Origin of the sequence: Cohnella caldifontis, from assembly GCF_029360585.1 — a bacterium.
GTDB classification, from domain to species: domain Bacteria; phylum Bacillota; class Bacilli; order Paenibacillales; family Paenibacillaceae; genus Cohnella; species Cohnella caldifontis.
The window spans coordinates 85,207-99,921 of sequence record NZ_JAQZSJ010000012.1; the positions used below are offsets into that span (position 1 = coordinate 85,207).

Here is a 14,715-nt window from a genome sequence, read left to right on the forward strand (position 1 = left end):
CGCCATTCAACCTCTCGCCGCTTCATCATAGCATTCGGTGAATCCGCGGGACAATGCCGCCGCCAATCGATAGTCTGCCGATAGGCGGGTTACAGTTTGCCGCCGGACGTCGCGATGCCTTCGATGAATTGCTTCTGGAAAATGACGTACACGAGCAGCATCGGCCAGATGGCCAGCACGGCGGCCGCCATGAGCTGCGGGTAATGGACGGAATAGGCGCTTTGGATTTTGGCCAGCGCGGACGACAGCGTGGCGGCGTCCGCGCTCGTGTTGACGATCATCGGCCACATCAAATCCTTGAAGGCGAACAGCGCGGTGAAAATGCCCAAGGCGACGAGGCCGGAACGGACCAGCGGGAGCATGACCCGGACGAACGTCTGCCCGATGCTGCAGCCGTCCAGCTTGGCCGCCTCTTCCAGCTCCTTGGGCAAGCCCATGAAAAATTGCCGGAGCAGGAACGTGCCGAAGGCGCTGACGAGGCCCGGAAACACGAGCGCGAAAATCGTGTTCCGCATGCCGAGGGCATCGACCATCAAATATTGCGGGATGATGAAGATTTGCGTGGGCACCATCATTTGGAACAGGACGAGCCCGAAAAAAAGGCTCCTTCCCGGAAACTTCAGCCTGGCGAAGGCGTAAGCGGCCATCGCGCTGAACAGAAGAGAGCAGACGATCCGCAGCGCCATCATGGCGAAGGTATTCCAGTAGAGACGGACGAAATCGTACTGCCGCAGCACTTCCGTATAGTTCTCCCATTTCCAGTCGGAAGGGAAAATGACGAACGGGTTCATAGAGGTCGATTCCGTCGCGGTTTTGAACGAAGTCAGCGCCATCCAGAGAAAAGGCAGAACCATCGCGAAACCGCCCGCCAGCAAGATCGCTTGGACAAGGATTCGGGAAAATCGGTGAGACGCCGTCATCGGATCGTGCCTCCTACAAGTATTGGACCCATTTTTTCTGCACCTTCATTTGAATGGCCGTCACGATCAGGATGAGGACGAGAAGAAGCATGACGATCGCCGAGCCGTAGCCTTTGTTGAAGTATTTGAAAGCGTTGTTGTAGAACAGGTACACCAGGGATACCGTATGGTCATAGGCCGGATTCGTCACTTCGATCATCATGTAGATGACGTCGAATACTTGCATGGCCTGAATCATCGAGGTCACGACGACGAAGAACAGCGTCGGCGACACGAGCGGCAGCGTGATGACGAAGAACCGCTGGAGCTTGCCGGCTCCGTCGATGTCGGAAGCTTCATAGAAATCCCTTGGGATTTCCTGCAGTCCCGCCAGCAGGAGCACCATATTGTAGCCGACGACGCTCCAGATGCCGATGACCGCGATCGAGAACATCGCGACGTTCGGATCGGTCGTCCAGTCGACCGCGGACATCCCGAGCCGGGACAGCCCGTAATTCAACAAGCCGAAATGTTCGTTGTACAGCCATTTCCACACCATGGTGACCGCCGCCGGCGCCGCGACCATGGGAATGAAATAGACCGTGCGGTAAAGCGACTTCCCTCTCGTCTTGCCGTTCAGCAGGACGGCGACGAGCATCGCGAACGCGATGCTGAGCGGAACGACCAGCAGGGCGTACAACAGCGTGTTTCCAAGCGCGTGCCAAACCTGCGGGTCGTGCGCCATTTTCCGGTAGTTGTCGAATCCGACGTATACGTTGCCTTTGCCGAAATCCCCGCTTTTGAACAGGCTCAAATACGCGGTTTGGCCGATCGGTACGATGTTCAGCACGATCAGGCCGACGATCGTAGGCGCGATCAGGAACCAGCCCCACAACCATTCGCTAAGCGTCTGGCTGCGAAATGCTCTTCCGTGCTCCTTGCTCATCTTCTTCCTCTCCTATCAAATTGCGGCAACCGGGTGAAGGTTGCCGCAATCGACGATTCGCGAAGTTTATTTCTCTTCCGCAAGGCTCTCGTTCATGATTTTCGCGGCGTTCTTGGCCGCGTCTTCGACGGAGGATTGTCCCGAGAACGCCGGTTTCAACGCCTCGTAAGCTTTGTCTTCCCAGACGGCGGTCGTGTTGGAGTACGGGCGGATTACGCCGTAGCCCACCATGTCGACGAACGCCTTGACGTGGAACGTCTGGTTGGAGCTGACCCACAGGTCGGCCGCGCCTTTGTACGCCGAGATCGCGACGCCGAGCTGCGCCTGCCTTTCCTGGCCTTCCTTGGAGCTGAGGTATTCGACGAATTTCCAAGCTTCTTCCGGGTGTTTCGTGTTGTGGGCGATGGCGTTTCCGAGTCCGTTATAGATGGAAGCTTGCTTTTCTTTTTTCGGAAGCACGGCGACATCGAAGTTTTGGGCCATGTATTCGTTCTCGGTAAAGCCGGACAGGTTCCAGGAGCCGAACAGTCCCATGGCGACCTTGCCGTTCTTGATCAGGTCGGCGCGTTCGGCGTCGCCGTACACTTCCGGGGACAAGCCTTCGCGCACGAAACCGACGTAATATTTCAACGCTTCGACCGTTTTCGGATCGTCGTACCCCGATTTCTTGTCGGGGGTGATGATCGTGCCGCCGTTTTGGTAAACGAAGTTGTAGTAGCCTTCCTGGTTGTGCAGCGGGGCGAGGAAGCCGTACACGCCGTCTTTCGTCAGCGTTTTCGCCGCGTTGTGCAGGTCGTCCCAGGTCCACGTTTCGTCCGGATATTTCAGTCCCGCTTTGTCGAACAGCGTCTTGTTATACCACAAGCCGATCGTATCGAAGTCTTTCGGAATCGCGAACTGCTTGCCTTGGAAGTTGTAAATTTGGTTGAGTCCTTCCGGGAAGTTGTCCAGGCTCGCCTTCTGGCTGGCCTTGATTCTGTCCGTCAAATCCAGCAGCATGCCGTTGGAGGCGTAGCGGTAAATTTCGTTCGAATGCATCCAGAACACGTCCGGCAGCGATCCGCCGGTCGCGCCGGCTTCGAGCATCGTCCAGTAATCGGACCAGCCCGTCACTTCGATGTTGATCTTGATGTTCGGGTTGGCCGCTTCGAACTCGTCGGCCATCTTGCGCAAGCCTTTCTCCTGGTTCGAGTCCCAAATCGCGAACCGGAGCGCGACTTGTTCGCCGCCCGCCGCGGGCGAGCTTGCCGGCGCTGCCGCCGACGCCGTCGGAGACGTCTTCCCGTCGGCCGGCGGCGTCGATACCGCGCCTTTGCTGCCGCCGCAGGCCGTCAATGCCGCCATGGCCAGGCCTAGCGTTAAAATCAGGGACAAGCTTTTTTTCCTCACCGAAATTCCCCCTGGTTCGAATTGAGGCGGAATCACCTCTTGCCCGTTATGTTAACGAATCCCTATCCCAGGCGAAATCAACGTTCTTTACGAGAACCGTTCCTTTCTTTACGGTTTTCGTTTTCCGCAAGAAAAAAAGCGCATCGCGGACGATGCACTTCCTTTACCTTCCTTTTTCTTTTTTTACCCCGGCCGGCGAACCCCGTCAGCCCCGGTATTCTTCGGGCGTCACCCCGGTCGTCTTTTTGAAGATTTTCGTGAAATAAGCCGTATTCGGATATCCCACTCGGCTCGCGACCTCGTACACTTTGACGTTTCGGTTCCTCAGCATTTGACGCGCCTTTTCGATCCGAATGCGGGTCAGGTAGCTGACGAAATTTTCCCCGGTCTCCTGCTTGAACACCCGGCTGAGGTAAGACGGATTGACATTGATCCGGTCGGCCACCGACTGCAGGGAAACGTCCTCCGCGTATAACGCTTCGAGGATGGCGCTCGCTTGCTCGGCGTAGCTTTTCGGCAGGTCTTCGATCGAACGGCTGTGCCGCCGGCACTCGTCGAGAAACAGCAGCGCGAGCCGATGCAGTCCTTCCAGGTTTTCTTCTTTCAACAACTGTTCGTAGGGCGTCCGGCCGTCGGCTCCGAATTCCGGAATGCTCGGGAAACAAGAAGCGGCGAGCGACAGGACGCGGAAATAAGCTTTGCGGGCGGCTTGTTCGGTATAGCCTTCATGGCGAAGCCGGTGCTTCAAACGTTCCAGCAACGCAACCGCCTCGTCTCCGCCGTACTCCGCGGCGTGCCGGAACTCCCTCTCCTCCTCCCGGGTCCACGGGTACCGGTCCAGCGCGCGTTCGATCCTCCCCGCCTCCTCCTCGTAATGGAAAATTCGGGTTTCGGCTTCGAAAAACAAGTTCCGGAGGGCCGCGTCGGCTTCCCGGCAAGCCGCCTTCAGCCCGGCGAATCCGGGCACCGTACGGCTGACGCCGATCGAGAAAGTGATATTGAGAAAATCCTTCATCGCCGCCGCGATCTTCCCGAACAGCCGGTCCAACGTTTCCCGGAACGGTTCTCCATCCGGTTCCGGCAGGTTCGCGATGAGCAAATATTCCGCCGAGTTCAGGGTTACGATTTCCTTGCGCCATTTGCGCGGGATAACCTCTTCCATGATGTTCACGACCGCATACCGGAGCAGCTTCTCGTCCGGTTCGACGTATTTCCGCCTGATGTCGTCGAACCGGTCGACCTTCAGCTTCGCCAGCGCCATCGGCCCCTGCGCCAGGCCGATCCCGAGCGTTTCGCCCCGGCGGACGATTTCCTCTTCGTCGAGAAATCCGCTCAGCAGTTCCTTGAACAACGATTCCTTCAAGTAGCCGATGCTCTCTTTCATTCGCTCCCGGAAAACGGAGCCGTCCTCCCGCCGGGAAGCCTGTTCGATTTTCGCCCGGACGGCTTCCAGCACGTTCAGCAGGTCTTGCTGCTTGATATCGCTTTTGATCAAGTAATCCACGGCTCCAAGCCGCAGCGCTTCCTGCGCGAATTGGAACTCGTCCAGGCAGCTGAGAATGACGAATTGGCAGGCGCGATGCGATTTCGACAACTGCCGGATCAATTCCAGCCCGTCCATGACGGGCATCTTGATATCGGCAATGACCAAATCCGGCGGCTGGCCGGCGGCCAGCTCCAGCGCCTCCTTGCCGTTCGCGGCTTCGCCGGCGATTTGGAAGCCGTGGGCTTCCCAATCGATCATCGACTTCAAGCCGATGCGCATGAGTAGTTCGTCGTCCACGATCATGACGCGGATCAAGCCGCATCGCCTCCTTGCCGTCTTCTCGGAATCGTAATCGTAAACGTCGTCCCCAACCCCGGTTCGCTGGCGAACGAAACGCCGTACCCTTCTCCGAACACCCGCCGGATGCGGTCATGCACGTTGCGGACGCCGATCCCGCCTTCCCCGCGAACCGCCCCGTACAGCTGGGCACGCAGCCTCTCGGCCGTCTCCGCGTCCATTCCTTTGCCGTTGTCCCGCACCGTGATCTCGATGTCCTTGCCGCCTAACGCAGAGACGCCGATCTCGATGTTTCCTTCCTCTTCCAGGTCGGCAATGCCATGGAAAATCGCGTTTTCCACGATCGGCTGCACGCTCAGCTTAAGGATCGAATCGTCCAGGAGCGCCTCGTCGACCGAGTAACGGACCGAAATCCGGTTAAAATACCGGACTTTCTGGATCGTTACGTAATGGCGGATGTTTTCCAACTCCTCGCGGATCGGGACGATGCCGTTTTCGGTCTTCGATGCGTATCTCAAAATCGAAATCAGCGCCTCCGTCATTTCGACGATTTTGTCGGAACGCTGCATGGAAGCGATCCACTTGAGAGAATGGAGCGTATTGTACAGAAAATGGGGATTGATCTGCGCCTGAAGCGCCCGGATTTCCGCTTCCGCCTTCTCTTCCTGCTCCTGGTAGATGCGCTCGACGAGCTGCTTGAGCTCGCCGGACATCTGCTCGAAACGGGCCGCGAGCAGGCCGATTTCGTCGTTCGACCGCACGGCGGGCAAGTTGTCGAATTTCCCCTGTTCCACGAGCGTCATGTTTTTCATCAGCCGCTTGATCGGACGCGTGATGAGATTCGAAAGATAAAGCGAGCTGATCATCGCGAAAAAAACCAAGACGATCACGAGCGTCCACAGATTGCGCTTGAGAATGTTCTCCTCCACGGCCAGCTCGTCGATCGGCATATACATATAAGCCGTCCACGGATGCGCCGCGAACGGCGACCGGATCAAGATGTAATCCTCGTCTCCGGCGGTAACCACCTGCCGGTCTTTGACCGTCTGGCCGACCGCCGAATTCAACGGAAACCCCTCGCGGAACGGAGCGCCGATGCGTCCGTAATCGCTGTTGAAAATGACGTTCTCCCCGGAGTCCACGATGGTGTACGCGGAACGGCTGCTGGCCTGAAGGCTTTTGTTGAGGTTATTGACGAATTCGATGTCGATGCTGATCACCATGATTCCGATCAGCTTGCCGTTCTCCATGTCGAAAATTTTGCGAAGGTGGTGAATCGTCCAGTTATCGTCCTTTTTCGTCTGTTGATCTAACCGGGTCGGCTCGTCCCTCGTGATCTCTTCCGATATCAAAAAATCCCGGAACCATTTCTCTTCGCGGGGACTATAGGTATAGTCGACCGGTTTGTTCGGGCTGACGAACAGGTCTTTGCCGCCGTTCAGGTTGTAGACGTAAATCGAGAACGCCCGGTCTTTCATCGTGATATAGTTCATCAGCAGCTGAGCCGCCTGGTCTTCGTTGCTTTTCGAGCTTTCGCGCAAGTAGTTTTGCACGGGGTAATTTTCCTGCGAAATCGCGGAGGAATAGCTGTTGATGCCATAGCTGGAAATCAGCGAGATTCTCCGCGTATCGTCCAGAAATTCCTCGATGCGGATGTTGGACTGCCGGGTAATGTCGAACAGCAAATCGGTATATTTCCGCTCGATCATTAATTGAGACGAAAAATACGAATTCACGAACATCGCCGAAATCGGCACCAGAATGACCAGCAGATAGAAGAGCATCATCTTCGTTTTAATGCTGATAAACCGGAAAAATCGGAACACCGGATTCCCTCCGCATTCGGCTGCCGTGCTGTTTCTATCATAGCATAACGATCGAACCGGGCATCCGGCGGGCACGGGAAGGAGAAAACCAAATAACCCTGGACATCCAGGGTTATCGGTCGGGCGGTTGCCGGATCAGCCTCTCGTTTCGCGTCTGCCTATCCCTGATTATATAGATTGACGGCGGATCGCAAAATGAACGTTCTTTACCGGTTCCATGATTTTTTTGCCCGAAGGTTCGGCGATACGCTCGACCGAAGCTTCGGCTTGCACTTTCTTTACTCGATACGTTCTTTTTTTGACTTCACACCTTGTACGCCTTCATCGCCTTCACGAGCTCTTTCACGGAAGGACGCTTGCCGTACATCAGCACGCCCGTGCGGTAGATTTTGGCGGAGAGCCAGCCCAGCAGCAGGGTAGAGGCGAGCAGGATTCCGATCGAAAGCGCGATCTCCCACCAAGCGGGATCGGAAAGTCCGACCCGCAGCACCATGAGGAACGGCGAGAAGAACGGGATGTACGAGCAGACGACGATCAGCGGGCTGTCCGGATGCGTAAGGCCGAACATCGCCACGTAAAAACCGACCAAGGTCAGCATCGTGATCGGCATGACCGCCTGGCCCAGGTCCTCGGTCCGGCTCACGATGGAGCCGACGGCGGCGAACAGCATCGCATAGAGGAAGAAACCGGTCAGGAAGAAAACGACGGCGATCACGATCATGGCCGGGTCGATCGAATCCAGTCGGATCCCGAAGCCTTGGAGCGCTTCGGCGTTATGCGGCAGGTTCAGGTTGGCGACGAGCGCCCCGACGATCACCGCGATTTGCAGGATCGCGATGACGAAAGTGCCGATGACCTTGCCGAACATTTGGGCAAGCGGCGAGACGCTCGTGACGATGATCTCCATGACGCGGGAGCTCTTCTCCGCCGTAATCTCCGTCGCGATCAACTGGCCGGAGATCATGACGCCCATGAACAGCAGGATCACGACGACGTAGGTCAAGCCGATGGCCGTTCCTTGCTCCTCCGCGGTTTTGCCGGAGCCGTCGCCCAGCGTGACTTGTTCGTTTTTCAGCTCGACCGGCGTCAGCAGGCTGCGGATTTGCTCTTCCGACAATCCGGCGTCCTTGACCAGCAGGTTCGTCTTCACCTGCTGCAGCATGGTTTGAAGCGACGAGGAGGTGCCGGAGCCGAGCGCGTTTTTCGAATGGTAGGTCACGTCGGGAAATCCGGTTGCCGGATTGTCCTGGAGCGTGATATAGCCGTCCAGCGTCTTGTCCTCGACCATTTGCTTGAGCTGCCCTTCGTCCGCGGATACTTGCAGGTTGACGTCCGGATGGCCTTGCTGCTTCTCCTGCTGGGCGTACAGCGCCTGGAGCTGCTGCACGATTTCCGGGTTCGAGCCGGAGACGTACCCGACGTCGCTCGCCTTGTCCCCGCCGCCCAGTTTATTGATCAAATAAGGCACGTTGCCGCCGACGACGACCAGAAGGACCAGCACGAGCGTCGTGATCAGAAACGACTTGCTGCGCACTTTGTTGCGCATCGTGAATGCGATGACGGTCCCCACTTTATTCATGGCGCTCACCTACCGTTTTAATGAAGATTTCGTTCAGCGTCGGCTCCATCAGTTCGAAGCGGCGGACGGGGCCTTGCGCGAGGGCGTGGCGCAGCACCGCTTGGGCCGCCTCCGGCTCCCGGACTTTCAGCTCCCAGCCGTGTTCGTGCCGGACGACCGACGTCACGCCGGGAACGGACTCGAGGCCCTGGATCGGCTCGTCGGCCGACAGCAGGACCCGCTCCTGCGGAAACTTCTTCTTGATGTCCCGGATCGCTCCCTGCAGCACGGGATTGGACTTGTGCATGATCGTGATGTTGCGGCACAGCTCCTCCACGTGCTCCATGCGGTGGGTCGAGAACACGAAACTCGTGCCGCCGTCGCGCAGCTCCTTGACCGTTTTCTTCAGCATCTCCACGTTGACCGGATCGAGTCCGCTGAACGCCTCGTCCATGATGACGATCTTCGGCTCGTGGATGACGGCCGCGATGAACTGGATTTTCTGCTGGTTGCCCTTGGACAGCTCCTCGACTTTCTTGTCGTAGTACTCGGGCACCTCGAATTTGTCCAGCCACCTGCGCAGATTCGCTTCCGCGTTCTTGCGCGGCATGCCCCGAAGCTGGGCCAGGTAGAGAATCTGGTCGCTCACCTTGATTTTCGGGTACATGCCTCTCTCCTCCGGCAAATACCCCAGCATGCTGAGCTGCTCTTTGCTATAGGGGTTGCCGAAATACCGGATGTCCCCTTCGTCCGGGAGAATAAGGCCGAGCACCATGCGCATGGTGGTCGTTTTGCCGGCTCCGTTGGCGCCGAGCAAGCCGTAGATTTCCCCTTCGGCCACCTCGAAGCTGAGCCGGTTCACGGCCGTCTTCTCCCCGTATTGCTTGACCACGCTCTCGACTTTAAGCGGATTCAACGCGACCTTCCTCCTCTATCTGACGAATTCAAACCTTCTCCTCTTGTATGAAACGGCTTAAGATTTCTTCCAGTTCCAGGCGCCGGCTGTCCAGCGGCCGCAAGCCGCAGGCGCGCATGGCCGCTTCTTGCTCCGCCGCCCCGGATCCGCTCCAATCGATCCGATAGAGGCCGTTCTCCAGCTCCTCGATCCGGCTGCAGCCGTCCGCGCGCCTCAGCGTGCCGGTGTCCGGCCGCCCGTCCACGGGTTCGGCCAGCACCGTGCGCCATTCCTCGAACAGCCGGTCTTTCTCGTAAAATCCGAGACATTTTCCCCGGTGAAGAATGAGAACGTAATCGGCCAGACGCTTCACTTCCTCGGTGACGTGGGTGGCGATCAGCACCGTTCTGTCCCCGCTGTCCATGTATGCCTGCATTTCCTCGAGCCAAACCTTCCAGATCACGGGGTCCAGCCCCGAAGTCGGTTCGTCCAGGATCAGCAGCTCCGGATCGTGAACCATGGAAACCGCCAGTTCGGCTTTCCGGCGCAGTCCCTTGGACAGCTTAGAAAGCTTGACCTGGTCCCGGATGTCGAAGCGTTCCATCAGCCGGCGGTACCTCTCCCAGCTCCAACCCGGATACCACATCGAGGCGAACTCCGCCTTCTCCCGGACGGTAACCGAATTCTCGTAGGCGTGGGGGTTTTCCGCAACGAAGCCGATCCGGGCTTTATAGCGCTCGTCGCCGGACGGTCCGACGGCCGAGTCCAGCACCTGCAAGGCGCCGCCCGTCAGAGGCTCGAGCCCGAGCAGCGCGCGAAACAGCGTGCTTTTGCCCGAACCGTTCGAACCGACGACGGCCGTCACCGTCCCCCTCGGGATCGACACGTCGAGCGGGCCGAGGCGGAAGTCCCCCGTCCCGGCCGTCAAGCCTTCCATCCGGATGGCGGGCCGTTCGAAATCATTCATCTTGGATCCCCCCCTTCGGTTCCGGGACGCGGTTTCGGACCGCCTTCCGGAAGAGCTCTTCGATTTCCTCTTCCGAACATCCCAGCTGGAACGCGGCGTCCACCGCGCGTTCCAATTCCTCCGCCGCCCGGCGCAGACGATGCTGCCGCCGGTCGTCGCCGCCCGTACGGGCCACGAACGTGCCGGATCCCTGCCGGGTTCGGATATATCCTTCGCTTTCCAAATCCTGATAGACTCTGCGAATCGTAATGGAGCTGCACTTGAGGGACATCGCCAGCTCCCGGATGGAAGGAAGCGGCGTTCCTTCCGCCAGTTGACCGCCGAGGATGAGTCCGCGAAGCTGCGACTCGATCTGATGGTACATCGGCTCCGGACGTTGTTCGTCTACTTTGATCGGCAGCTGCACGGAATCACCTCCTTTAGGGTACAGCATGCCAGGGCCGCCGAAGCCTAAAGATTCTTTAAAGGGCGAAGCTGCGCCCGCGCATCCGGCGCAAGGTCAACCGATAGCCCGCGTACAGGGCAGCCGCGGCCGCAACCGGGCTGATCACAAGCCAGATGTAGTGCCCTGCCTGCATCTCGCGGATCACGGCCCTGACCAAATGGACGCCGGATAGCGTCAGCACGCCCGAGAGCAGCAGGCAGCAGCCGACGAACGCCCAGTAGAAACGCACGTACACCTTGCCGCTGCAGCCCAGCTCGAACCAAATCAACACCGCGTTGACCGCCAGCGCGTAACCGATCCAGACCAGGCCGGCGCACAGCCACCCGGCCAGGGGCAGCTGTTCCCGGATGGCGGGAGAAACCGCGTATTGAAGCCCCAGGAAGACAAGGCCGTTTACCGCCGTGAGCAGCACGGCGTTCAGCAGACGCGTCCCGGCGATCGTCTCCAGCGGGATCGGCATCGTCCGCCAATGCGCGATCTTCTTCGTATGGATATCGCCCCGGCTGATGGCGAACACCGTGCAGTTCATCAGTTGACCGAGCACCGGAAGGACCAACAGGTAGAACCAATCGGTGATCATGTACGTGGACCGAATCGTATCTTCGTATCGGAGAATCTCGCCCAGCGTAAACCCGCCGATCCACCCGCAGTATACGGCGAACAGAAACGTGAACAGCATGCCGGGCCATTCCCTTTTCCATCCGATCTGGGCCATCCGCCACGCCGCACTCCATCCGCGCATACGCCTCGACTCCTTCCGGCCTGCAATGGGCCACGCCCACGATTGTTAATGTGTGTATATCTATATACACACTATACCTAAGCAAATTTTCATTGTCAAATGTTCTCAAAAGCATAGACCGAACCTATCGAATCGAAGACAATAGAGATGAGAGATTCGAATACCCATAGAAAGGCGTGAGCTGAGATTCGCAGAACGACGGCCGGACGTACCCTACTTGCGCTTATGCTGTTGCTCGCGCTCCTCACGAGCGTGTCCCGACCCGCCGGCGCGGCTTCGTCCACCGATCCGGATACGGATACCGGACTTCCGGTCCGTACCGCGCAGGAGATTGCCGACATGTGGCGGAAGAACATGAATCCGAAAGCCGATATCGAGCGCCCGTTCCTCACGGCGCCTTCGGTTACGGCTCCCTACAAAGCCGGAAAGCTGAAGGCCGATTATATCCGGGACGGATTGAACGCGGTCAACTTCTACCGGTGGATCAGCGGTTTGCCCGCGGACGTCGCCGCCGCGGACGAACTGAACGTGAAAGCAGCTTACGGCGCCGTGCTGCTTGCGTCCAAAGGCGTGTTCGAGCACGAGCAGGAACGCCCCGACGACATGGACCCGGACTTTTACGACATCGGCTTGGCATCCACTTCCACCGCCAATATTTACGCTTCCTATGGATATGATAATCATATCTTGTTCGCTTCCGTCGAAGCCTACATGGAAGATTCCGATACGGACAACCTGGACCGGCTCGGCCATCGGCGCTGGATTCTGAATCCTCCTCTGAAACTGACCGGCATGGGGCTGGCGAAAGGAACGAACGGTTTCAGCTATACGGCCCTCCAGGTGTTCGACGATAGCCGTAAGGAGAACGTAGACTACCACTATATCCCTTATCCGGCACGGGGAGCGTTCCCGATCGAGGTCATGAAGCCGACGACGGCTTGGTCCGTCAGCGTGAACCCGGACGAGTACGATCTTCCTTCGCGCTCCGCCGTCAAAGTGACGCTGCAGAGGCTGCGGGACGGAAAGACCTGGCGGCTGGGCTCGGGGTTAAGCCGGGTGACGGAGAGCGGAAATTATTTGGGCGTCGAAACGAGCGGATACGGCACCGGTCCCGCGATCATTTTCCGGCCGGCGAACGTCGGTGCCTACAAGGCAGGCGATGTGTACCGAGTGCGGATCGACGGATTGAAGCGGAACGACGGGGATGCGGCGACGATCACATATAAGGTCGAGTTCGTCAGCGCCAAGAATCCCGCTCCGGCGCAGGCGGCCGCGAAGTTCTCCGACACCGCGGCGCATTGGGCGCGCCAGACGATCGACTGGGCGGCGGAACGGGGCATCGCCTCCGGCTATCCGGACGGGACCTTCAAGCCTTCCGGCACCGTCACGGAAGCGGAGTTCCTGAAAATGTTCGCGGCGGCGGCGGGCGCGAATCCCGCTCCGACCATACCTTGGTCGGACGCATATTACGCCTTCGCGGCCGAGCGCGGCTTCGCGCTGCAAGGCTTCGATGACGCCGACGCCCGGTCCGCGCCCATCGACCGCGAAGCGGTCGCGGAGCTGTACGCATCCGGAGCCGGACAGCCGCTCACCGGCGACGAGGCGATCCGGTACATGCTGGACAACGGCTATTCGAAGGGCAAAACCGCCGCGACGGTCGACGGTTACCGGGGCGCCGACACGTTGACGCGCGCCGAGGCCGTCCAATTCATCAAGAACGCGCTGGACGCGGGGTACAAGCTGGCCTCGGCGTCCGTTACCCCTTAAAGACGAGAGGAAGTTTCCCATCATGAGAGAACCAACCGGCCGCAAAACCGGGACGGCCCCCGGCCGAACCCGCAAAGCGGCTTCCGCGAACACACCGCGAGCCCGCAAGGAGGCACCCGCAAGCCCGCCGCAAGCCCGCAAGGCGGCACCCGCGAACACACCGCGAGCCCGCAAGGCGGCATCCTCCACCCATCCGCAGCTTCGCCCGGGCGGCCCGACCTCCCGCACCCTCACGGTCCGGGAGCCGGGAGAATTGCTGGCCTTCCTGCTTCAGGCGCATCCGAATCAAGGACGCAACGCCGTCAAAGCGATGCTGTCCCGCGGACAAATCTCGATCGGAGGCCGGACCGTCACCGCCTACAACCACCCGCTCCGGCCGGGCGACGCGGTCGAAATCCGCAAGGGACGGCCTCCGGAGGAGGTCCGTTTCGTCGGACTTTCGATTCTCCACGAGGACGACGATCTCATCGTCATCCGCAAGGAGGCGGGGCTGCTGTCGATCGCGACCGAACAGGAAAAAGAGCTGACCGCCTACCGCCAGCTCATGGACTACGTGAAGAAACAGGATGCCCGGCAGCGCGTTTTCATTCTGCACCGGCTCGACCGCGATACGTCCGGCGTCATGATGTTCGCGAAGAGCGAGCAAGTCCAGAAGAAGATGCAGGACGCCTGGAAGGACGTCGTCCTGGAGCGAGTCTACGTCGCTTTGGTGGAAGGACAGGTCCGCGAGCCGGAAGGCCGGATCGAGTCCTGGCTCAAGGAGAACGCCGCGATGAAAATGTACTCCAGCCCCCGGCCGAACGACGGGCAGCATGCGATCACGCATTACAAGCTGCTGCGGTCGAACCGCCGCTATTCGCTGCTGGAGGTGCGACTCGAGACCGGCCGCAAAAACCAGATCCGCGTCCATATGCAGGACTTCGGGCATCCGATCGCTGGAGACAAGAAATACGGCGCGAAAACGAAGCCGATCGGCCGCCTGGGCTTGCACGCCAGCGTGCTGGCGTTCCTGCACCCTTCGACGGGACGGGAAATGCGGTTCAAGGCGGACATCCCGAAGACGTTCCTGAGCGTGTTCAAAGAGGAAGCGTAGACGCACGGGGATAAGAAAAACCGCCAGGGAGAAATTCGTACCAGACGGTCCTAGTGTTTCGTGCCAATGAAGTCACTCTTCAGCAACTTTTCCACGAACATCTTCAATCCCCGTTCGTCCAGAGGGGCGGGGGATAAGCTTGCTCGGCAGGCTTAATCAGCTGTTGCCCATCCTCCCCCGCCACGGGTTCTGATTCTAACGGACACTGAAGCCGCTATTGGATCAAATCCCCTCATTTTCAAAACGTAACGGACACCGCGGCCCTTATCCGTTACCCGTTACGGTTATACGTGGGGCTTTTCACCCAATAAGCGCAACTGTGTCCGTTAAAATGCGATTTGCCGAAGATCCCCCCCCCATAACGTACGCTATGTCCGTTAGCCTTACCGCCTCAGCGAATGGGGC

12 protein-coding genes are annotated in these 14,715 nt (G+C 59.0%); 2 read left to right on the plus strand and 10 right to left on the minus strand.

What is annotated here, in order from left to right:
• Positions 1 to 89: 89 nt before the first annotated feature.
• The 10 genes from PTZ19_RS16800 to PTZ19_RS16845 all read right to left on the minus strand — a co-directional run bounded on the left by PTZ19_RS16800 (position 90) and on the right by PTZ19_RS16845 (position 11,450).
• Positions 90 to 920: a carbohydrate ABC transporter permease gene (locus tag PTZ19_RS16800; protein ID WP_276356234.1), complete on the minus strand. Its 831-nt coding sequence runs from the start codon at positions 918 to 920 to the stop codon at positions 90 to 92.
• Between the two features lie 13 nt (positions 921 to 933).
• A complete protein-coding gene (locus PTZ19_RS16805; protein ID WP_276356235.1) occupies positions 934 to 1,845 on the minus strand; it encodes a carbohydrate ABC transporter permease in 912 nt (303 codons plus the stop codon).
• Between the two features lie 66 nt (positions 1,846 to 1,911).
• Positions 1,912 to 3,234 carry an ABC transporter substrate-binding protein gene (locus tag PTZ19_RS16810; protein WP_276356236.1) on the minus strand — a complete coding sequence of 441 codons (1,323 nt, stop codon included), beginning with the start codon at positions 3,232 to 3,234 and terminating at the stop codon, positions 1,912 to 1,914.
• Between the two features lie 205 nt (positions 3,235 to 3,439).
• Positions 3,440 to 5,035 (minus strand): response regulator, encoded by a 1,596-nt coding sequence (locus PTZ19_RS16815; RefSeq protein ID WP_276356237.1) that lies wholly within the window; start codon positions 5,033 to 5,035, stop codon positions 3,440 to 3,442.
• Complete coding sequence (locus PTZ19_RS16820) at positions 5,032 to 6,843, minus strand: cache domain-containing sensor histidine kinase (protein WP_276356238.1); 1,812 nt, start codon at positions 6,841 to 6,843, stop codon at positions 5,032 to 5,034. The genes PTZ19_RS16815 and PTZ19_RS16820 overlap by 4 nt, the downstream gene beginning before the upstream one ends.
• 304 nt (positions 6,844 to 7,147) lie before the next feature.
• Positions 7,148 to 8,422 carry an ABC transporter permease gene (locus PTZ19_RS16825; RefSeq protein ID WP_276356239.1) on the minus strand — a complete coding sequence of 425 codons (1,275 nt, stop codon included), beginning with the start codon at positions 8,420 to 8,422 and terminating at the stop codon, positions 7,148 to 7,150.
• Positions 8,415 to 9,317, minus strand: coding sequence for an ABC transporter ATP-binding protein (locus tag PTZ19_RS16830; protein ID WP_276356240.1), 903 nt, complete (start codon positions 9,315 to 9,317; stop codon positions 8,415 to 8,417). The genes PTZ19_RS16825 and PTZ19_RS16830 overlap by 8 nt, the downstream gene beginning before the upstream one ends.
• Positions 9,318 to 9,345: 28 nt before the next feature.
• Positions 9,346 to 10,263, minus strand: coding sequence for an ABC transporter ATP-binding protein (locus PTZ19_RS16835; protein ID WP_276356241.1), 918 nt, complete (start codon positions 10,261 to 10,263; stop codon positions 9,346 to 9,348).
• Positions 10,256 to 10,669: a GntR family transcriptional regulator gene (locus PTZ19_RS16840; protein ID WP_276356242.1), complete on the minus strand. Its 414-nt coding sequence runs from the start codon at positions 10,667 to 10,669 to the stop codon at positions 10,256 to 10,258. The genes PTZ19_RS16835 and PTZ19_RS16840 overlap by 8 nt, the downstream gene beginning before the upstream one ends.
• A gap of 55 nt (positions 10,670 to 10,724) precedes the next feature.
• Positions 10,725 to 11,450 carry a hypothetical protein gene (locus PTZ19_RS16845; RefSeq protein WP_276356243.1) on the minus strand — a complete coding sequence of 242 codons (726 nt, stop codon included), beginning with the start codon at positions 11,448 to 11,450 and terminating at the stop codon, positions 10,725 to 10,727.
• 339 nt (positions 11,451 to 11,789) lie between these two features.
• Here PTZ19_RS16845 and PTZ19_RS16850 point away from each other — a divergent pair, with 339 nt between their 5' ends.
• A complete protein-coding gene (locus tag PTZ19_RS16850) occupies positions 11,790 to 13,217 on the plus strand; it encodes an S-layer homology domain-containing protein (RefSeq protein WP_276356244.1) in 1,428 nt (475 codons plus the stop codon).
• 19 nt (positions 13,218 to 13,236) lie between these two features.
• Positions 13,237 to 14,310: an RluA family pseudouridine synthase gene (locus PTZ19_RS16855; protein WP_276356289.1), complete on the plus strand. Its 1,074-nt coding sequence runs from the start codon at positions 13,237 to 13,239 to the stop codon at positions 14,308 to 14,310.
• Positions 14,311 to 14,715 lie beyond the last annotated feature (405 nt).